We start from the raw sequence: 19,815 nt of genomic DNA on the forward strand, positions 1-19,815 counted from the left end.
ATAAAATAATTGGTCGGAGTGGCAGGATTCGAACCTGCGACCCCTGCGTCCCGAACGCAGTGCTCTACCGGGCTGAGCCACACTCCGACTTGGAACGCGGCTTATAGCCTTGGGTGTCGGCGACCGCAAGCAGCCGGATTAAGGAAATTAATCACAGTGAATGTTGCCCTGAAGACCCAGATTTTGCCCGCCGGCGAGGCCGCCGTGGCGGCGGCGGCGCGTATCCTGGCCGAAGGCGGCCTGGTCGCGTTTCCGACCGAGACCGTCTATGGCCTCGGCGCCGATGCCACCAATCCGGCCGCGGTCGCCCGCATCTACCAGGCCAAGGGCCGGCCGGCCTTCAATCCGCTGATCGCCCATGTCGGCAATATCGCCGCTGCCCGCAAAATCGCGCGCTTCGACGCCGCTGCGACCGCGCTGGCGGAGGCATTCTGGCCGGGCCCGCTGACGCTGGTGCTGCCGAAAACGGAAAGCTGCGCGGTGGCCGACCTCGCCACCGCCGGGCTCGACACGGTCGCGATCCGGATACCGGCCCACCCTGTGGCGCGCGAGATCCTGCGTGTGTTCGGCGGCCCGGTAGTCGCGCCATCCGCAAACATCTCGGGCCACGTTTCCCCGACCACCGCTGCCCACGTGCAGAGCGACCTTGCGGAGCGGATCGAGTTAATCGTCGATGGCGGCTCGGTCGCCGTCGGCGTCGAATCCACCGTCGTCGGCTGCTTCGATGCGCCGATGCTGTTGCGCCCCGGCGGCGTGCCGCGCGCGGAGATCGAGCGCGTGCTGGGCCGCGCGCTCGTGCAGCCGCCGGCGGATGCCGGAACCGACGGCGTACAACCGCTGGCGCCGGGCATGCTGACGTCCCATTACGCGCCGCGCGCGCGCGTTCGCCTCAACGCGCAAGCGCTGCAACCGGGCGAAGCATTGCTCGCGTTCGGCCTCGGAGCAATTTCGGGAATTGACGCCACCTCCACAGTGATGAATCTGTCGGAGCGCGGCGACCTTGCGGAGGCTGCCGCCAATCTGTTCGGCCACCTTCGCGCGCTCGACGGCAAGGGCGTGCGCACCATCGCTGTCATGCCCATCCCGAACGAGGGATTGGGCGAAGCCATCAACGACCGGCTGCGCCGCGCAGCAGTCGGGCGAGAATGAACGAGAACAAGAAAATGAATATCGTCCAGGGCTCCAAGAAAGGTTCCGTGCCGCCTCTTCCCGCCGAGCTGATCGCAAAGTTTCGCGCCATCGTCGGCGACAAATATGCCGTGACCGATGCCGCCGATATCGCGCCCTACGTCACCGAGGAACGCGACCTGTTTCATGGCCGCTCGCCATTGGTGTTGCGGCCCGGCTCGACGGCGGAAGTGTCCGCGATCTGCAAGCTCGCCAGCGAGCACAAAATCGCGCTGGTGCCGCAGGGCGGCAATACCGGCCTGGTCGGCGGCCAGACCCCGCATCATGGCGAGGTCGTCGTCTCGATGCGGCGGCTCGACAAGATCCGCGAGATCGATCCCGCTTCCAACACCATGACGTGCGAGGCCGGAGTGGTGCTGCAGATCGCGCAAGCCCGTGCGACGGAAGTCGACCGCCTGTTCCCGCTGTCGCTCGGCGCGGAAGGAAGCTGCACCATCGGCGGCAATCTCTCCACCAATGCCGGCGGCACCGCTGCTTTGGCGTATGGCGTGGCGCGCGAAATGGCGCTCGGGCTCGAGGTTGTGCTCGCCGATGGACGGATCCTGAACGGATTGTCAAAACTGAAGAAGGACAATACCGGCTACGATCTGCGCAACCTCTTCATCGGCGCCGAGGGCACGCTCGGCATCATCACCGCGGCAACGCTGAAACTGTTTCCGAAGCCGCGTGCGGTGGAGACCGCCTATGTCGGCCTCAAGTCGCCGGCAGAGGCGCTGAAGCTGCTGTCGATCTCGCAGAACGAGGCGGCCGGCAGCCTCACCAGCTTCGAATTGCTGGCCGACATCGCCGTCGATTTCAGCCTGCGTCACGGCATCGACATCCGCGATCCCCTGACGACCAAGCATCCCTGGTACGTGCTGATGGAGTTATCCTCCTCGCGCGACGATGCCCGCGACGCCCTGGAATCCATCCTCGCCAAGGGCATGGAAGAAGGCATCGTCGACGACGCCGTGATCGCAGCTTCTCTCTCCCAGCGCGCCGGGTTCTGGAAGCTGCGCGACGAGATGTCAGCCGCGCAGAAGCCGGAAGGCGGCTCGATCAAGCACGACATCTCGGTGCCGGTCGCGGCGGTGCCCGCGTTCATCGAAGAGGCCAATGCGGCGGTGGTAAAACTCATTCCGGGTTCGCGGCCGGTACCGTTCGGCCATCTCGGCGACGGCAACATCCACTACAATGTCAGCCAACCGATCGGCGGCAACACCGCCGACTTCATGTCGCGCTGGCACGAGGTCAACGAGGTGGTATTCGCGATCGTGATGCGGATGGGCGGATCGATTTCGGCCGAGCACGGCATCGGCGTGCTCAAGCGCGACGAACTGCCCGACGTGAAAGACAAGGTCGCGATCGAGCTGATGCGCGGCATCAAGGCGATGCTCGATCCGCTCGGCATCATGAATCCGGGGAAGGTGCTGTGACCGTGACGGCTGCGAAGACAATTCCCGCGCTCGCCATCGCCGACATCGCGGACGCCGATGTCGCCACTGTTATCGCGCTGTGGCAGGCCTGCGGCCTGACGCGGCCGTGGAACGATCCCGCAGCCGACATCGCGCTCGCCCGCCGCGAGCCGAATTCAACGATCCTGATCGGCCGCGACGGTGACGCGATCGTGGCGACCGCGATGGTCGGCTATGACGGCCATCGCGGCTGGGTCTATTACGTCGCCTCCGATCCACAGCGCCGCGCCAAGGGTTATGGCCGTGCGATCATGAACGCGGCCGAGGACTGGCTGCGCGCGGCCGGCATCCTGAAGCTTCAACTTATGGTTCGCAAAGACAATGCGCAGGTCCACGCATTCTACCAGTCGCTCGGCTATTACAACCAGCAGACCGTGACCTTCGCCAAATGGCTCGACGGCCGCGAGCCGACGCCGTAGTTTCCAGACGAACAGGCAGCCATGACTATCTCCGATCGCGTCCGCGTCAAGAACGTCGAGATCCTTTCCGACGACTACTACCTCTTGAACAAGACCACGTTCGAATATCGCCGCGCCAACGGCCAGTGGCAGACGCAATCCCGCGAGACCTATGACCGCGGCAACTGCGCCACCGTGTTGCCCTACAATCTCGCGCAGCGCACCGTGATATTGGTGCGGCAGTTTCGCTATCCGGTCTATGTCAACGGCTACGACGATCTCCTGATCGAGGCTGCGGCCGGTGTATTGGACGGCGAAGCGCCCGAGGTGCGGATCCGGGCCGAGGCGGAAGAGGAGACCGGTTATCGGCTCGGCGAGATCAGGAAGATCTTCGAAGCCTTCTCGAGTCCGGGCTCGGTCACCGAGAAGCTGCACTTCTTCGTCGCCGAATACGAGCCCTCGATGCGCATCAGCAGCGGCGGCGGCCTCGCCGATGAAGGCGAAGACATCGAGGTGCTGGAATTGCCGATCGATTCTGCGCTCGCGATGATATCAGACGGCCGCATTGTGGATGCGAAGACGATCATGCTGCTGCAGTATGCCGCGCTGCATATTTTTCGGTGAGGACCGTAGGGTGGGCAAAGCGCAGCGTGCCCACCATGCATCCAGAATCTCGATGAGAATGGTGGGCACGCTTCGCTTTGCCCACCCTACAAATATGACGCTTCAAAACAACGACCCCTGCCCGTCATCCTCCGCCGTCACCTTGCGCGGCGCGGCCTTTTTCGCAGGCTTCGGCTCCTCCGCCGCGCGCTCCTCGTCGGTGATCGGCAGCAGCAGTTGCGCGTCGTCATTGACGACGCGGTTGACGCGCGTGGAAATCTCGTGCCAGGCGAATTCGCCCTCAGTCGGCCCGCGCAGCAGCGGCATAACGTCGTCGGCATCGTTGGTCCGGCCGTCGAGCCAGCGCTCGAATTCCTCGGGCGCGATCGTCACGGGCACGCGGTGATGCAGCGTGGCGAGGTCGCGGCTGGCGGGCGCGGTGACGATGGCGACGCTGTCGGTCTCCTCGCCGTTCGGCCCCATCCAGGTCTCCGCGAGCGCGGCAAAGCCGACCGGCCGACCATCGCGCCGGTGGATGAAAAAGGGCCGCTTGCGGCCGCTCGCATCCTGCCATTCGTAATAGCCGTCGGCCGGGATCAGGCAGCGCCGCCGCTTGATGGCATTCTTGAACGCCGGCTTCTCCAGAACCGTCTCGGAGCGCGCGTTGATCAGGAGCGTAAATTTGCGGGGATCCTTCACCCACGACGGAATCAGTCCCCAGCGCATCAGCCGAAAATGGCGGCCGCCATTTTCCAGAATCACAACCGGAACTGGCTGAGTGGGCGCAATATTATACCGCGGCGGGAAATTGGGCTGCTCGATATAGCCGAAGATCTGCCGGAGTGCCGCAGGCGGTGAGGTAATTACAAAACGTCCGCACATTATCTGAACAAGATAAGCCGCTGTTTAATGGGTGTTAACCCCCGATGTTAACAGTGGGATAGATGACCTTCATGGCCACCACAGATGTGCGATCCGATCGCCCGATGCCACCACCGACGACGGCCCGTATTGACGAGGCGCGTGCGGATCAATTGCGCGCGGCCAATATCAATCCCCGCACCGGGCTCGCCACCGACTACCTGAATCATTTCAACGAAGCCGTCATGCTGCTCGAAATGGTGCCGGACATGCCGGAATGCGCGGAGGACTTTCTCACCTGGACCCCGCTGTCTTACGCCGAGCACTTCTGGGCCTCCAACTTCAAGGCCCGCGACCTCGCGATCGAGGCCTATGAATGCGCCGACCCCAAGGTCCGTGCCAATTTCGACAATCTCACGGCTACCATGACCTCGATCCTGACCGCGGTGGGCAACGCCATGCGCGAGGCCCAGCAGGATAAGACCCGCGCCACGCTGGCCGAGCAGGCCACCGCCTGGGTCAAGCCGCTGGTGGCGCTGGCCGGTGGTGTCATCAACGGCAACACCGAGGGCGACATCGAAGCGGTGATGTCGAACTAGCCGCGCCACGCCTCACTCCATCTCGTCGTATTAGACCTGCGCGAACCGATCGGGCATGATCGTTCGCACCGCAAGTTCCCTGCTTACCGGATTCCCCCTTGGCTTCCCCTGTCCAGCCGACCCACCCTCAACTCGCCGTCAGCGGCGCGATTTTTCGTGACGGCAAGGTCCTGCTGGTCCGCCGCGCCCGCTCGCCCGGCAAGGGTTTTTACTCGCTCCCCGGCGGCCGGGTCGAATTCGGCGAATCCCTGCACACGGCGCTCCACCGCGAGGTGGACGAGGAAACCGGCTTGAGAATCGAGATTCTGGGCCTGGCCGGCTGGCGCGAGGTGCTGCCCGGGGCCGGCGGCGGCGGGCATTACCTGATCATGTCGTTCGCGGCGCGCTGGACGGCCAGGGAGCCGGTCCTGAACGACGAGCACGACGATTTCAAATGGCTGGCGCCGGATGGGCTCGGCGACCTGAAGATCACCGGCGGCCTCCTGGAGGTCATCGAGGCCGCCCGAAAGCTGGTCTAGGCGGCCGTTCCCGGAGCCTCACACCTTGCCTCGGGCGTACTGAGGGGGCATATCGGCCCCAAATGCTCAAGCACGCCCTCGCCGCCCTCATCATCATTTCGGCATGCCACCTGGCTCCCGCGCGGGCCCAGGATGCCGCCGCGCCGTTTGACGGCGATCTGCAGCGGCTGGCCGAGATTCTCGGCACCCTGCATTACCTCCGGGGCATCTGTGGCTCCAATGAAGGGGCGAAATGGCGCAACGAAATGCAGGCGCTGATCGACGCCGAAACCCCGTCCGGCGACCGCCGCGCCCGCATGATCGCGGGCTTCAACCGCGGCTATAACGGCTTTCAGCAGACCTACCGGACCTGCACGCCTGCGGCGTCCGTCGCGATCCGCAGATATATCGAGGAAGGCTCAAAGATCTCGCGCGACCTCACCGCGCGCTACGCGAACTAGGCAACCATGGACGCGATCTATTTCGACCTCGACGGAACGCTGACGGACCCCAAGCCGGGCATCACCCGTTCGATCCAGTATGCGCTGCAAAGGCTCGATCATCCGACCATGCCGACCGAGGACGAACTGACCTGGTGCATCGGCCCGCCGCTGCGCGCCAGTTTCGTCAGGCTGCTTGGCGCGGAGACGTCGGCCGATCTCGCCGTGACGTATTATCGTGAGCGATTTTCCGATGTCGGCCTCTATGAGAACGGCGTCTATGACGGCATCGGCGAGGTGCTGACGTCGCTCTGCGCCTCCGGCCACCGGCTGTTCGTCGCCACCAGCAAGCCGCATGTGTTCGCCGAGCGCATCATCGATCACTTCGGTCTGCGCGATCACTTCGAGCGCGTGTTCGGTTCCGAACTCGACGGCACCCGTGTGGACAAATCCCATCTGCTCGAATACGCGCTGAAGCAAGCATCGGTTGATCCGGCCAAGACCCTGATGATCGGCGACCGCAGCCACGACATGGTCGGCGCGAAGAACAACGGCATGAAGGGCATCGGCGTGCTGTACGGATACGGCAGCCGCGACGAGTTGCTGGAGGCCGGCGCGCACCATGTTTGCGCCACCCCGGGGGCGGTCCTCGGCTGCATTGCGTGAGACGCGCGGGAACTTTTGTCGCCGCCTGAAATTCGAGCAGCGCCGTTAACCCTTCCTAAAGATGTGGCCTAGGCGAGCCCGCCGCGCGTGCTACAGCTTGTCGCGTTAGGATGCGTTCCGCCCTGGTTCGCGCGCAGATTTCGTTGAGCTTCATGAGCCGCCCAGCCTCGTTCCCGACCGCCCGCGACCCGCTTCCCGACTTCGAGCAGAAGCAGACTGCGCTGAGCTATTTGAGCGAGGCCTGGGCGGAAGCGCGGCACGATGGCGTCGATGGCGATTGCCTCGCGCAAGCGAGCCTGTTCACGGCGCTGGCCGAACTGGTCTCGACCTACGGCGAGGACGCAGTGGCGAAGTTCGTGGAAGGTCTGCCGGCTCGCGTGAGGAACGGTGAGTTTTCGCTGAAATTGGCGAAGCAGTAACAGCTCGCGTCAGACCAGGCTGTCATCGCCCGGGCTTGACCGGGCGACCCAGTACGCCGCGGCCCCTCGATTCAATCGTTGCCGTCTCTGGAATACTGGATCACCCGCCTTCGCGGGTGACGACGGCTGTGGCTGGCGTGACGTCCTGCCCTCCCTCGACAGCTGAAACTCCTACCCCTTCAACGTCTCCAGAAACCGCACCGGCTCGCCGGTTGACGGCGTCGTCACCTCACCCTGCCACATCACGCGCTTGCCGCGCACGAAGGTGCCGACCGGCCAGCCGGTGACGCGCACGCCGTCATAGGGCGTCCAGCCGGCGCGCGAGGCCACCCATTTGTTGGTGATGGTCTCGCTGCGCTTGAGATCGACGATGGTGAAGTCGGCGTCATAGCCGGCGGCAATGCGGCCCTTGCAGGCGATGTTGTAGAGCCGCGCGGGGCCCGCGCTGGTGAGATCGACGAAGCGCGCCAGCGACAGCCGCCCGGCATTGACGTGATCTAGCATCAGCGGCACCAGCGTCTGCACGCCGGTCATCCCCGAGGGCGAGGCCGGATAGGTCTTGGCCTTTTCCTCCAGCGTGTGCGGCGCATGGTCCGAGCCGAGCACGTCGATGATGCCTTGCTCGATGCCGTACCAGATACCCTCGCGGTGATCGGCCGAGCGCACCGGCGGGTTCATCTGCGCGCGGGTGCCGAGCCGCTCGTAGCATTCGGGCGCGGCCAGCGTCAGATGGTGCGGCGTCGCCTCGCAGGACGCGACGTCCTTGTGATCGCGCAGATACTCGATCTCCTGCTTGGTCGAGATGTGCAGGACATGGATGCGCTTTCCGGTTTCGCGCGCGAGATTGACCAGCCGCTGCGTCGCCATCAGCGCCGCGGTCTCGTCCCGCCACACCGGATGCGAGCGCGGATCGCCCTCGATGCGCAGCGGCTTGCGCTCGTTGAGGCGATATTCGTCCTCGGCATGAAAGGCAGCGCGACGGCGGATCACCTGAAAGATACGCCGCAGGCTCTCGTCGTCCTCGACCAGCAGCGCGCCGGTAGACGAGCCGATGAACACCTTGACGCCAGCGCAGCCCGGTGCGCGTTCGAGTTCAGGTAAATCCTGAACATTCTCGCGCGTGCCGCCGATGAAGAAAGCAAAGTCGCAATGCATGCGGTGACGGCCGCGCTTCACCTTGTCGGTGAAGTTGGCTTCCGTGACGGTCAGCGGATCGGTGTTCGGCATTTCAAATACCGCCGTCACCCCGCCCATCACAGCGCTGCACGATCCGGTTTCAAGATCTTCCTTATGCGTCTGGCCCGGCTCGCGGAAATGCACCTGCGTATCCATCACGCCGGGCAGGATGTGCAGGCCCCTGCAGTCGATCGTCTCGGCGGCGGACGCCCGCCCGAGGCCGCCGATCGCGGCGATCCGGCCGTTGGAAATGCCGATATCGCGGATGCCCTCGCCGTCCTGATTGACCACGGTGCCGGATTTTAGAATGGTATCAAATCGTTGATTCATCGCTGATTCATCGGTCCTTAGGCGCCCGCTTCAAGGCCGTCGCGGGGCTTGTTGGCGGCACCTTAGCGCCTTAACTTCGGATGGGATATCCGCCACCTGCGTTTCCCCAGGAACTTCAAAAAGCACGTCAAAAGAGGCTGATTTAGCTTATGAAAGCAGCGTTTCTTCCGGACCGGGGCGTGGTCAAGGTCAGCGGCGAGGATGCCCGCAACTTCCTCAACGGCCTCGTCACCACAGACGTCACGCTGCTGCAGCCCGGCCTTGGCCGGTTCGGCGCGCTGCTGACGCCGCAGGGCAAGATCACGGCCGATTTCCTGATCACCGAAGCCCCCGCCGGCCATGGCGGCGGCTTCCTGATCGATGCGCCCCGCGCGCTGGCGCAGAACCTCGCCGACAAGCTCGGCTTCTATAAGCTGCGCGCCAAGGTCGCGGTGGAGAACATCTCCGACAGCATGGGCGTGCTGGCGGTATGGGAGGGCGAGCCGGCCGTGAAGCCCGATCTGGCTTTTGCCGATCCGCGGCATGAGGGTCTTGGCTGGCGCATTCTCGTGCCCGAAGATCTCAAGCATAAAGTCGCCGGTCTGATCGGCGCCGATCTCGTCGACAGTGACGCCTACGAGGCCCATCGCATCGCCTTGGGCGTGCCGCGCGGCGGGCTCGATTTCATGTACAGCGACGCGTTTCCGCATGAGACAAATATGGACCGCCTGCACGGCGTCGATTTCGACAAGGGCTGCTATGTCGGCCAGGAAGTGGTGTCGCGGATGCAGCATCGCGGCACCGCGCGGACGCGGATCGTGCGCGTCACGCTCGAAGACTTTTCGCCGGAGACCGGCGTCGCCGTTCTCGGTGGCGACAAGCAGCTCGGCACCATGGGATCTACCGCCGGCGGCCATGGCCTCGCGCTGGTCCGGATCGACCGCGTTGCGGACGCGCTCGATGCGGGACTGCCGTTGACGGCCGGCGGCCTTGCGATCCGGCTGACCGACCCGAACGACGTTCGCACCCCACCGAAGCAGACCGTCGCATGAGCAAATCTGCGCGCCTGCACCCCGACGGCAAGCTGCGGTGCCCGTGGCCGGGCGAAGACCCGTTCTACATGGCCTATCACGACACTGAATGGGGCGTCCCCGAATACGACGACCGGGCGCTCTATGAAAAATTGATCCTCGACGGCTTCCAGGCTGGACTGTCGTGGATCACGATCCTGCGCAAGCGCGAGAACTTCCGCAAAGCGTTCGACGATTTTCAGCCGGAAAAGATCGCGCGCTACAGCGACAAGAAGATCCACGCGCTGATGAACGATGCCGGCATCGTGCGCAACCGCGCCAAGATCGAAGGCGCCGTCAACAGCGCCAAGGCCTATCTGAAGATCATGGAAGAAGGCGCGGGCTTCTCCAAGTTCCTGTGGGAGTTCGTCGACGGCAAGCCTGTCGTCAATCAGTTCAAGACCACGGCCAGCGTACCGGCCTCGACGCCGGTCTCGATCAAGATTTCAAAGGAGCTCGGCGCCCGCGGCTTCAAGTTCGTCGGCCCGACCATCGTCTACGCCTTCATGCAGGCCACCGGCATGGTCAACGACCATCTGGTCACCTGCTTCTGCCACGAGAACTGCAGCGGCAAACTTCGCAAGCCCCGCCTCAAGGCCAAATGACGGCGCGCAAAACGTCCAGCATCGCCAATCGCGCCTGGCAGCGAATGCTGTCGGGGCGACGGCTCGACCTGCTCGACCCCTCCCCGCTCGATATCGAGATCGCCGACATTGCCCATGGCCTGGCGCGCGTCGCACGCTGGAACGGGCAGACCAGCGGCGCGCATATTTTCTCGGTGGCGCAGCACACGCTGCTGGTGGAAACCGTCATGCGCGAACAGATGCCGCGCGTCGACGCCCGCTTCCGGCTCGCAGCGCTGCTGCACGACGCGCCGGAATATGTCATCGGCGACATGATCTCGCCGTTCAAAGCCGTGCTCGGCGGCGACTACAAGGTGGTGGAGAAGCGCCTGCTGGCGGCGATCCATATTCGCTTCGGCCTGCCGCCGGTTCTGGCGGACGAAATTACCAAGGCCATCAAGGCGGCCGATCGCGGCGCGGCCTATCTCGAAGCCACCCATCTGGCCGGATTTTCGGAAGGAGAGGCGAAACGCCTGTTCGGCAGAGACCCCGGCCTGCCCGAGGCCACGGTGCGCGATTATCTGACGCCGTGGACCGCGGCCCGGGCCGAGAAGCAGTTTTTGGCGCGATTCAAGCTGCTGCTCGGTTGATTGCCCCGCGCAAACCTGCTTTCACCGCTTCACCCCCGGGCCTATAATTACGGCAAAACAGGACTAGGGAACGCTTCGAAGGATCGCCATGCTTCACGTCTGTTCGCTTGCCGCACTTCCCGAGACCGTCAGAGCCACCGGCGCCAGCCATATCCTCACCGTGATGGCCAATGTCGATCAGGTGCTGCGGCCAGCTTCGGTGCTCGAGGCCAACCATCTGAGGGTGTCGATGGACGACATCACCGAGCAGATGGACGGCTTTGTCGCGCCGTCGGACCTGCATATCGAGAGGGTGCTGAGCTTCGTCCGCAACTGGGACCGCAGCGCGCCGATGGTGGTGCATTGCTATGCCGGCATCAGCCGCTCGACCGCGAGCGCCTTCGCCGCCGCCTGCGCTCTCAATCCGCACCGCAACGAGATCGAGATTGCCCGGCAAATTCGCGCCCGCTCTCCGATTGCTTCCCCGAACCGGCTGATCGTCAGCCTCGCTGACAAGGCGCTCGGGCGCGACGGCCGGATGCTGCGCGCGCTCGACGAGATGGGCCCGGGCAGCATGACCGTCGAAGGCCGGCCGTTCCAGCTCGATCTGGAATAGAAACCTGTGCGCGCCTGAGGGATATGGCACGAAAATGCCATATCCCTCGCTGCAAAGAGTGCGACATTGCCTCACGGGCTTGATTTGAACTTTAGCGGACAAAGCCCCACACAGGATTGCAACCGGGCCGCCGAGGTGGCCGGTCAACGCTCTCACGCGCCCGCCTGGAGGCCCAATGCTCGACGATCCCTTCGTTTTCTTCGCGCTCGTGATCGCGATCGTCGCGCTGATTTTTGCGCGGAAGGCCATGAATCAGGTGGCGGAGCTGCGCCAGCGCCTGGAGGCGATCCAGGCGACGCCGGCGGCCGCCGCGGCACCCGTGCCTCCGCCGCTCACGCCATTCGAAGCGTTCGAGCAGACCCTGCCGCCGGCCGCGGCCGCGCCGACACCACCGCCCATCGTACCCGACGTCGCGCCCGTTGCGCCGTCCGAGACGCCGGAGCAGGCCACAAGCGCCGCGGCGGCACCGCCACCACCGCTGCCTCAGCCCGATCGTGGCTTCGAGGAAACGATCGGCACCCGCTGGGTGGTGTGGATCGGCGGGCTGACGCTGGCGCTCGGTGGATTCTTCATGGTGCGCTATTCGATCGAGGCCGGCCTGCTCGGCCCGGGCGTCCGCACCATGCTGGGCGGCCTGTTTGCTGCGGCTCTACTGCTGGCCGGCGAATGGACGCGCCGCAAAGAGAGCATCTCCACGATCGAGACCCTGCCGATCGCCAACATCCCGGCCATCCTGACGGCTGCAGGAACAGCCGTGGCGTTTGCCACGGTGTACGCCGCCTATGCGCTATATGGCTTTCTGGTGCCCGCCACCGCGTTCGTCCTGCTTGGGCTGGTGGCGCTGGGCACGCTTGCCGCGGCACTCTTGCACGGGCCGGCGCTCGCTGGTCTCGGCGTCGTCGGCGCCTTTGTCACGCCTGTCCTGGTCTCGTCCGACAAGCCGGACTTCTGGGCGCTCTACATCTATCTCGCGATCGTCACCGCTGCCGCTTTCGGACTTGCGCGTGTCAGGCTGTGGCGCTGGCTCGCGGTTACCGCGATCGTGTTCGCGCTGCTATGGACGTTCCCTTGCCTGCAATGCGGCCCATCGATGGTCGGCCCGCATGCGTTCCACGTGCTCGCCGGTTTCATTCTTGTCGCCCTGCTCGTAGTGTGCGGCTTCATGTTCGGCCCACCCGCCGACGAGGGGCAGGTCGAGCCGATCTCTTCCGGCTCGCTTGCGGCCTATCTGCTCGGCGCCACCTTGATCGTGCTGAACAGTTTTCATGCCGACACCGCGATGATCGTGTTCGGCCTCTTGGTGGCCGGCAGTCTCCTGGTCGCCTGGCGCAGCGATGCCGCCGCCGGCGCGGTCGGGGCTGCCGCTGCATTGGTCTTTGTCGTATTCGCTGAATGGGCCGTTCGCGCCAATGCCGACATGCTGGTGCTGCCCGGCGGCCCGTTGTCAGGCATCGGACCGAACGCCACGGACGGATCGGTGTCGCTGCATCTGATTTCGGCCGCGATCTTCGCCGCAGGTTTTGGTGTGGCGGGCTTCCTGGCGCAGGGTCGCTCCATCGGACCAATCATACCGGTGATCTGGTCGGCCGCGGCGGTCTTCACGCCGCTGGCGCTGCTGGTCGCACTCTACGCCCGCATCGTCCATCTCGATCGTTCGATCCCGTTCGCGGTTCTCGCGGTCGCGCTCGCCGCGGCCTATGCCGCTGCGACCGAGGTCCTCGCCAAGCGCGAAGACCGTCCGGGACTGCAGGCCTCAATCGCGCTGTTTGCGACCGGCTCGCTCGCCGCGCTGGCGCTAGCGCTGACATTCGCGCTGGAAAAAGGCTGGCTCACGATTGCGCTGGCGTTGATGTCAGCAGGTACCGCCTGGATTTCGACGCAGCGGCCGATTCCGTTCTTGCGCTCGCTGGCCGCGATCCTGGCTGCGATCGTGGTGCTGCGGATCGCTGACGATCCGCGCATTGTCGGCACCGCAGTCGGCACCACGCCGATCTTCAACTGGCTGTTGTGGGGCTATGGTATTCCGGCGCTCTCGTTCTGGGCCGGCAGCATCTTGCTGCGCCGCGGCGGCGATGACGCGCCGCTGCGGACGGTGGAGGCGGCGGCGATCCTGTTCACGGTGCTGCTGGCGTTCATGGAAATCCGCCACGCCGTCAATCAGGGCGACGTCTATCACCAGAGCGCCGGGCTCACCGAGGTCGCGCTGCAAGTCTGCGTAGCGCTCGCAATGGCGATCGGGCTGGAGCGCCTGCGCATCCGTACCGGCAGCGTCATTCACAATGCCGGCGCGATCCTGCTCACGGCGTTCGCGGGCCTTGCGGCGGTGTTCGGGCTGCTGATGCTGGAGAACCCCATTCTCTGGTATATCGACGTCGGCGGCGCCGTCATCAATCTGCTGCTGCTCGGCTACGCGCTGCCCGCCGTTCTCGCACTGCTGTTGTCATACGCTGTCGCAGGCCGGCGCCCGGTCAGTTACGCCAACACGATCGCAGCGGGAGCGCTCATTCTTGCGCTTGCCTATATGACGTTTGAAATCAGGAGAATTTATCACGGCCCGGTCATGTCGGTCGGCCCGACCACCGGCGCCGAACAATACACTTACTCGATCGCGTACCTGGCGTTCGGCGTGGTGCTGCTCGGCATCGGCATTCTCTTCAACTCGCAGCGTGCGCGGCTGGCCTCCGCCGTCGTCATCGCACTGACGATCCTGAAGGCCTTCCTGATCGACATGTCGACGCTCACGGGCGTCTACCGCGCGCTGTCGTTCATGTGCTTAGGCCTGGTGCTGGTGGCGATCGGCTGGCTGTACCAGCGGATCCTGTTCCGCAGGCAAGCGGCATCGCCGCCGCCTGCACCGGCTGCTTCCTCGGGAAGCTGATCCACTAGAGCGTTTTCAAGCGAAGTAGCAACCGGTTCGCGTTAAGAAAACGCGTCAAACCAAGAATCTAGAGCTCTGTTTCGATACCATTGAAACGGAGCTCTAGGCGGCGCGTACCGATTCGAGGAATTTGGCGACCTCGAGCTTGAGACGGTTGCTGTCGCCCGACAGCAACTGCGCCGCGGAGAGCACGTGTGACGAGGCCGTCTCGGTCTCGGTCGCGCCACGCTGCACGTCGGTGATGTTGGCGGATACCATCTGCGTTCCCATCGCCGCCTGCTGCACGTTGCGGGAGATTTCCTGCGTCGCCGCGCCCTGCTCTTCCACGGCGGCCGCGATCGCCGAGGAAATTTCGGAAAGCTTTCCGATGGTGCCCGAGATTTCCTGGATGGCGCCGACCGAATCCTGGGTTGCGGACTGAATACCGGTGATCTGCTGACCGATCTCGCCGGTGGCCTTGGCGGTCTGTTCGGCCAGCGCCTTGACTTCGGACGCAACGACCGCAAAGCCACGGCCGGCTTCACCGGCGCGTGCCGCCTCGATGGTGGCGTTGAGCGCAAGCAGGTTGGTCTGGCCCGCAATGTTGTTGATGAGCTCGATCACGTCGCCGATGCGGGCGGCGGCTTTCGACAATTCGCCGACCCGATCGTTGGTCCTTGAGGCCTGATCCACAGCATCGCTTGCCATCCGCGCGGATTCCTGCACCTGCCGGCTGATCTCGTTGACCGAGGACGCCATTTCCTCGGTGGCGGATGCGACCGACTGCACGTTGGTGGAGGCCTCTTCCGAGGCTGCCGAGACGGTGGTGGCAAGCTCCTGGGCGCGCTCCGCGGTCGAAGTCAGCGTGCCTGCGGAAGCCTCGAGTTCGGTCGAGGCCGACGACACGGTTTCGACGATCTCGCCGATCATGGCTTCGAAGTCCCGCGTGATGCTGTCGACGCGACGGCCGCGCTCGATCTTGGCTTCGGCATCGCGGGCGGCGACCTCGTCGGCGGCCTTCTTGGCGATCAGCGCATCCTTGAATACCTGCAGGGCATCCGCCATCGCGCCGATTTCGGTCTTCTCACCGCGGCGCGTTACTGCGGCGGACAGGTCGCCCCTTCCCAGCGCCTGCATCGGCATCACGACGGAGGCAATCCCGCTCGAGAGATCGCGGACCAGATACATCCCCACGCCGATACCGCAGATGACGACGGCAGCGACAATGCCCAGGACGGTCCAGAACGCGAAATTGTAACCTTCCGCAGCCTTCCGGGTCGCGGTGTCCGCTCCCGCATTGTTGAGATTGATGGATTTTTCCAGGAACGCATCGGATTCGGCGGCGATGACCGCAACTTTCTTGGAGATGGCTTCGCTCGCCTCATGCGGAATCCGGCCGATGCTCTGGCGCGACAACTCGATGACCTCCTGGACGCCGGTGATGTACTTGTCCCAGGCGCGCGCCCAGTTCTCGTAGATCGAGCGCTCTTCGGGAGAGGTAATCATCGGCTCGTAAGCCTTGCGATCTTTTGCAATCCTTTCGAGGATGCCGGCCAGTCGCTTGTCGTTGGCGGCCTTCGCCTCCAGCGTTTCCGCCATCACATGGGCACGGAGTGCAACGCGGAACAGGTTGATATCCGCCCGTAGTTCACCGAGCACCCGGACGCTCGGAAGCCAGTTCGAGGCGATTTCCACCGTGTGGGCGTTGATCACCTGCATGCTGCGGATCGCCAGCAGGCCGATGCCGGACATCGCGATCAGCATGAATGCGATCACGGCGATGACCTTGGCGCGAATGGAAAGTGCGGGCATGGCTGGCTCTCTCAAGCGTTGGAGACAGGCGCCGCTGAATTATGAGGAACTGCCGTCAATCTTCGATGCGCCGGGAATATTCGGCAACGGTACGCATCAGGTCGCAAGCGACGGTTAATACGGCGCTCCGTAAAATTACCCGGGTGCGGGAACGGACACTGAATTGAGCGCTAACCGACGGATTCGGCGACAAGGCGAATCCGGAAAACCGGCCGCTTGGCTTCGTCCAGAAGCTCCATCTGCCATTCGGCGTTCTGTTTCAGGCTGCGCGAAAGGCTGCCGAGCAGGTTACCGCAGACCTTGGTCATCTCGGTCCAGGCGGCCTCGCGGCTTGCGAATTCGGATCCCTGATCGGACGCGCCTGCGTAGCTGCCGTGGCTGATCCGAAAAAAATACAGCGGCATGATTGATCTCATGGGTTGGGCCGCCCCCGGCCTTCTCTGCCGGTCACCAGTTGGAATGAGATTCGCTACCGGGACGTGAATGCGCCAGCCCGTATGACTACGGGTTGGCGTTCGTCAGCTGAAATGGATTGGCCGGAGCCGAGGCCGACTTACCGTGCAATTAATCGGTCGAGCGGCGCAGCTCCGGAGCGCTCTCGGCCTTGGCCGGTTCAGACTTGGCCGATTCAGCCTTTGGCTCGGATTTCACCGGCTCGAGCTTGGCGCTCTCGACCGCCGGCGTTTCGACGCGCGACGTTACCTCGGCACGTGCGTCAGCCGCCGCGCGCGACGGCTCCTCCCGACGAAGCATCGAGCGCGGCCGCGCCACGGAGCGCGCCATCAGCATCTGCGAGGCGCCCTGATGGCGGAAATCGCAATAGGCGAAGCCCATGCCCGAGACGGAGCCGCGGAACGAGCGATCGTCGCGCTTGTCGAGATTGAAGCACGGCTCGAACGGAAGTCCCTTGATCGAAGCACAAACGGCCTGGCCGCGAATCTGCAGCGTGTTGCCGGGCAGGCGCACATGGCGGATCGGGCCGGAGCCGCTGAATTGGACAGAACCGGCTGCGCCGAGATCTTCGAGAATGCGGCCGGCGCCACGGGTACCGTCGAAACAGGTAAAGGCGAAAACTTTGCCGGTCACAAACCTGCGCGCCTCGTCGGCATTCATGCTCCCGGCCAGCGCAGGAACGATCATCGCACCGGCCGTGACGGCCCCCAGAACCAAACGCGCAAGCATGCTGCTACTCCAACTTAACAATAGCGCGGGCGCCCGCCTTTACCCCGTGCTTACCATATCAACAGTGGCAACATTGGAGCAGGTTGGTTGGTAAAGTCTGAACGCCGTTAGAGAATTTTTACCACGATTCGACCGCGGACCTGCCCGGCGAGTATTTGCTCACCGGTTCCAATGACCTGGTCGAGGGTGATTTCCTGAGTAATATCAGCAAGTTTTCCTTTATCCAAATCGCTGGCGAGGCGATTCCAGGCAAGCTTGCGCTGGGGCAGCGGACACATCACGGAATCGATGCCCAGAAGGCACACCCCGCGTAAAATGAAAGGCGCGACCGAAGACGGCAGGTCCATGCCGGCGGCAAGCCCGCAGGCGGCGATGGCGCCGCCATATTTCGTCATCGAAAGCAGGTTGGCGAGCGTAGTCGAGCCGACGCTGTCGACGCCGCCTGCCCAGCGCTCCTTCGCCAGCGGCTTGGCGGGCCCTGCGAGTTCGGCACGGTCGATCACCTCGGCGGCACCGATCCCCTTGAGGTAGTCGGCCTCCGAGATGCGCCCGGTGGATGCGATGACGTGGTAGCCGAGTTTCGAGAGCACGGCGGTGGCGACCGAACCGACGCCGCCGGCAGCGCCCGTCACCACGACAGGGCCGCTCGCAGGCGTCAGGCCATGCTTCTCCAGCGCCAGCACCGACAGCATCGCGGTGTAGCCGGCGGTGCCGATCGCCATCGCGTCGCGGGTCGAAATGTCGTCGGGCAGCCGCACCAGCCAGTCGCCCTTGACGCGCGCCTTCTCGGCATAGGCGCCGAGATGGGTCTCACCCATGCCCCAGCCGTTGCAGACGACCTTGTCGCCGGCCTTCCATTCCGGATGCGAGGATTGTTCGACGGTGCCTGCGAAATCGATGCCGGCGATCATCGGGAAGCGCCGCACCACAGGGGCCTTGCCGGTGACGGCCAGGCCATCCTTGTAGTTCAGCGTCGACCACTCGACCGCAACCGTGACGTCGCCTTCCATCAGCTCGGCTTCGTCGAACTGCGTCAGTGCGGCGGTGGTGCCCTTCTCCGCCTTGTCGATCCTGATGGCCTTGAACGTTCCCACGGCAAACTCCCCGGACTTTTCTCTGTCAGGAGTGTTTACCGCATCAGGCGGGTTGTGCAACCGGGCGCGCGACCGGCTGCTCGACGATCGGCAGGTTGATCAGCGCCGACAGCACACCGAAGAAGATCGAGAGCCACCAGATCGGCGTATAGGAACCGAACTGCTCGAACACCACGCCGCCGAGCCAGACGCCGAGGAAACCGCCGACCTGATGGCTGACGAAGGCAAAGCCATACAGCGTCGCAAACCAGCGGGTGCCGAACATCAGCGCCACCAGCGCCGAGGTCGGCGGCACCGTCGAGAGCCAGGTCAGGCCGGTGGCGGCGCCGAATACGATCGCCGAAAAGGTGGTGATCGGAAACGAGATGAACGCCATGATCGACAGCGCGCGGGCGAAGTAGATCAGCGAGAGAATATAGCGCTTCGGATATTTGTTCTGCAGCCAGCCGACACTGAGCGAGCCGATGATGTTGAAGAGACCGATGGCCGCGACCACCCAGCCGCCGGTCCACGCCGCAACCCCGCGATCGGCCAGATAGGCCGGCAGATGCACGGTGATGAAGGCGAGCTGGAAGCCGCAGGTGAAGAAGCCGAGCACCAATAGAACATAGGAGCGATGGCCGAACGCCTCCGCCAGCGCGGTCTTGAACGATTGCTGGTCGCCGACAGGTTCGTTCGACGACGTCGAAGGCGGCGTCGCGATCGCCAGCGACAGCGGCACGATCAAGAGCATCAGGAGCGCGAACACCGTCAGCGCCGCCTGCCAGCCGAAATTGTCGATCATCGCGACGCCGAACGGCGCGAACAGGAATTGGCCGAACGAGCCGGCCGCGGTGCCGGCGCCGAGCGCAAAGCCGCGCTTCTCGGGCGGCAAGAGCTTGCTGAACGCCGACAGCACCAGGTTGAACGAACAGCCTGATAGACCGAAGCCGATCAGGACGCCGGCGCCGAGATCGAGCGACAACGGCGCCGTGGAATAACGCATCAGGAGCAGACCGCCGGCATAGAGCAGCGCGCCGACGATCATCACACGCAGGATGCCGAAGCGATCGGCGATGGCGCCCGCGATCGGCTGGCCCAGGCCCCACAACAGGTTCTGCAGTGCCAGCGCGAGGCCGAAGACGTCGCGGCCCCAGGTGAACTCACGGCTCATCGGCTGGACGAAAAATCCGAGGCTCGAGCGCGGCCCGAAGCTCAGCAGCGCGATCAAGCATCCGCAGATGATGATGACGAGCGGCGTCCGCCAGGTGCCAAGGCCGGAGGATGGACGAAGATCGCCGGTCGTTGCTGACATATGAATTTCCTGCGGGCCGAACCAATGCGCCGGCATGACTTAATGCATTTGCATGAAAACCCCAAGGGGAGCCGCAAAAAAATTCTCG

At 64.3% G+C, this 19,815-nt stretch carries 21 protein-coding genes and 1 tRNA gene; 14 read left to right on the forward strand and 8 right to left on the reverse strand.

Features of this window, described 5'->3' with window-relative positions:
* Positions 1 to 10: 10 nt before the first annotated feature.
* Positions 11 to 87: transfer RNA gene (locus tag V1286_RS25680), tRNA-Pro, on the reverse strand.
* A gap of 69 nt (positions 88 to 156) precedes the next feature.
* On the opposite strand from V1286_RS25680, the gene V1286_RS25685 reads away from it, so the two are divergent.
* The 4 genes from V1286_RS25685 to V1286_RS25700 are packed head-to-tail and all read left to right on the forward strand — an operon-like array spanning position 157 to position 3,664.
* Positions 157 to 1,149 (forward strand): L-threonylcarbamoyladenylate synthase, encoded by a 993-nt coding sequence (locus V1286_RS25685; protein ID WP_334484232.1) that lies wholly within the window; start codon positions 157 to 159, stop codon positions 1,147 to 1,149.
* 14 nt (positions 1,150 to 1,163) lie between these two features.
* Complete coding sequence (locus V1286_RS25690) at positions 1,164 to 2,603, forward strand: FAD-binding oxidoreductase (RefSeq protein ID WP_334484234.1); 1,440 nt, start codon at positions 1,164 to 1,166, stop codon at positions 2,601 to 2,603.
* 20 nt (positions 2,604 to 2,623) lie between these two features.
* On the forward strand, positions 2,624 to 3,061 hold the full coding sequence (locus tag V1286_RS25695; protein WP_417021279.1) for a GNAT family acetyltransferase: 438 nt from the start codon (positions 2,624 to 2,626) through the stop codon (positions 3,059 to 3,061).
* A 21-nt stretch (positions 3,062 to 3,082) separates the two neighbouring features.
* Positions 3,083 to 3,664, forward strand: coding sequence for an NUDIX hydrolase (locus V1286_RS25700; RefSeq protein ID WP_334484236.1), 582 nt, complete (start codon positions 3,083 to 3,085; stop codon positions 3,662 to 3,664).
* A 102-nt stretch (positions 3,665 to 3,766) separates the two neighbouring features.
* Here the strand turns inward: V1286_RS25700 and V1286_RS25705 are convergent, their stop codons facing one another.
* The gene (locus tag V1286_RS25705) at positions 3,767 to 4,525 is read right to left on the reverse strand and encodes an SOS response-associated peptidase (protein WP_334484238.1); all 759 of its coding nucleotides are present in this window, start codon (positions 4,523 to 4,525) and stop codon (positions 3,767 to 3,769) included.
* 104 nt (positions 4,526 to 4,629) lie between these two features.
* On the opposite strand from V1286_RS25705, the gene V1286_RS25710 reads away from it, so the two are divergent.
* The 5 genes from V1286_RS25710 (at position 4,630) to V1286_RS25730 (ending at position 7,125) form a co-directional block, all read left to right on the forward strand.
* A complete protein-coding gene (locus V1286_RS25710) occupies positions 4,630 to 5,103 on the forward strand; it encodes a hypothetical protein (protein ID WP_334489890.1) in 474 nt (157 codons plus the stop codon).
* 98 nt (positions 5,104 to 5,201) lie between these two features.
* Positions 5,202 to 5,621: an NUDIX hydrolase gene (locus V1286_RS25715; RefSeq protein WP_334484240.1), complete on the forward strand. Its 420-nt coding sequence runs from the start codon at positions 5,202 to 5,204 to the stop codon at positions 5,619 to 5,621.
* 62 nt (positions 5,622 to 5,683) lie between these two features.
* Complete coding sequence (locus tag V1286_RS25720) at positions 5,684 to 6,061, forward strand: TIGR02301 family protein (RefSeq protein WP_334484243.1); 378 nt, start codon at positions 5,684 to 5,686, stop codon at positions 6,059 to 6,061.
* Between the two features lie 6 nt (positions 6,062 to 6,067).
* Positions 6,068 to 6,706, forward strand: a complete 639-nt coding sequence (locus V1286_RS25725) for an HAD family hydrolase (RefSeq protein ID WP_334484245.1) — start codon at positions 6,068 to 6,070, stop codon at positions 6,704 to 6,706.
* A gap of 152 nt (positions 6,707 to 6,858) precedes the next feature.
* Positions 6,859 to 7,125, forward strand: a complete 267-nt coding sequence (locus V1286_RS25730; protein WP_334484247.1) for a hypothetical protein — start codon at positions 6,859 to 6,861, stop codon at positions 7,123 to 7,125.
* 171 nt (positions 7,126 to 7,296) lie between these two features.
* Here V1286_RS25730 and V1286_RS25735 read toward each other — a convergent pair whose 3' ends face one another.
* Positions 7,297 to 8,631 carry a dihydroorotase gene (locus V1286_RS25735; RefSeq protein WP_334484250.1) on the reverse strand — a complete coding sequence of 445 codons (1,335 nt, stop codon included), beginning with the start codon at positions 8,629 to 8,631 and terminating at the stop codon, positions 7,297 to 7,299.
* A gap of 149 nt (positions 8,632 to 8,780) precedes the next feature.
* On the opposite strand from V1286_RS25735, the gene ygfZ reads away from it, so the two are divergent.
* The 5 genes from ygfZ (at position 8,781) to V1286_RS25760 (ending at position 14,366) form a co-directional block, all read left to right on the forward strand.
* Positions 8,781 to 9,662, forward strand: coding sequence for a CAF17-like 4Fe-4S cluster assembly/insertion protein YgfZ (gene ygfZ / locus V1286_RS25740; protein WP_334484252.1), 882 nt, complete (start codon positions 8,781 to 8,783; stop codon positions 9,660 to 9,662).
* Entirely contained in the window at positions 9,659 to 10,285 is a 627-nt protein-coding gene (locus V1286_RS25745) for a DNA-3-methyladenine glycosylase I (RefSeq protein ID WP_334484254.1), read from the forward strand. Before ygfZ ends, V1286_RS25745 begins: the two co-directional genes overlap by 4 nt.
* Positions 10,282 to 10,893: an HD family hydrolase gene (locus tag V1286_RS25750; protein WP_334484255.1), complete on the forward strand. Its 612-nt coding sequence runs from the start codon at positions 10,282 to 10,284 to the stop codon at positions 10,891 to 10,893. Before V1286_RS25745 ends, V1286_RS25750 begins: the two co-directional genes overlap by 4 nt.
* An 88-nt stretch (positions 10,894 to 10,981) precedes the next feature.
* A complete protein-coding gene (locus V1286_RS25755; RefSeq protein WP_334484256.1) occupies positions 10,982 to 11,488 on the forward strand; it encodes a tyrosine phosphatase family protein in 507 nt (168 codons plus the stop codon).
* Positions 11,489 to 11,663: 175 nt separating this feature from the next.
* A complete protein-coding gene (locus V1286_RS25760) occupies positions 11,664 to 14,366 on the forward strand; it encodes a DUF2339 domain-containing protein (protein ID WP_334484257.1) in 2,703 nt (900 codons plus the stop codon).
* Positions 14,367 to 14,468: 102 nt separating this feature from the next.
* On the opposite strand, the gene V1286_RS25765 is transcribed toward V1286_RS25760, so the two are convergent.
* From V1286_RS25765 to V1286_RS25785, 5 genes are all read right to left on the reverse strand, one after another.
* Entirely contained in the window at positions 14,469 to 16,157 is a 1,689-nt protein-coding gene (locus V1286_RS25765; protein ID WP_334484259.1) for a methyl-accepting chemotaxis protein, read from the reverse strand.
* A 170-nt stretch (positions 16,158 to 16,327) separates the two neighbouring features.
* Entirely contained in the window at positions 16,328 to 16,561 is a 234-nt protein-coding gene (locus V1286_RS25770) for a DUF6894 family protein (RefSeq protein ID WP_334484262.1), read from the reverse strand.
* Between the two features lie 160 nt (positions 16,562 to 16,721).
* The gene (locus V1286_RS25775; RefSeq protein ID WP_334484268.1) at positions 16,722 to 17,339 is read right to left on the reverse strand and encodes a hypothetical protein; all 618 of its coding nucleotides are present in this window, start codon (positions 17,337 to 17,339) and stop codon (positions 16,722 to 16,724) included.
* A gap of 107 nt (positions 17,340 to 17,446) precedes the next feature.
* A complete protein-coding gene (gene acuI, locus V1286_RS25780; protein WP_334484271.1) occupies positions 17,447 to 18,433 on the reverse strand; it encodes an acrylyl-CoA reductase (NADPH) in 987 nt (328 codons plus the stop codon).
* A gap of 43 nt (positions 18,434 to 18,476) precedes the next feature.
* Entirely contained in the window at positions 18,477 to 19,727 is a 1,251-nt protein-coding gene (locus V1286_RS25785; protein ID WP_334484273.1) for an MFS transporter, read from the reverse strand.
* Between the last annotated feature and the right edge of the window lie 88 nt (positions 19,728 to 19,815).

The sequence above is a fragment of the Bradyrhizobium algeriense genome, from assembly GCF_036924595.1.
Classification (GTDB): domain Bacteria; phylum Pseudomonadota; class Alphaproteobacteria; order Rhizobiales; family Xanthobacteraceae; genus Bradyrhizobium; species Bradyrhizobium algeriense.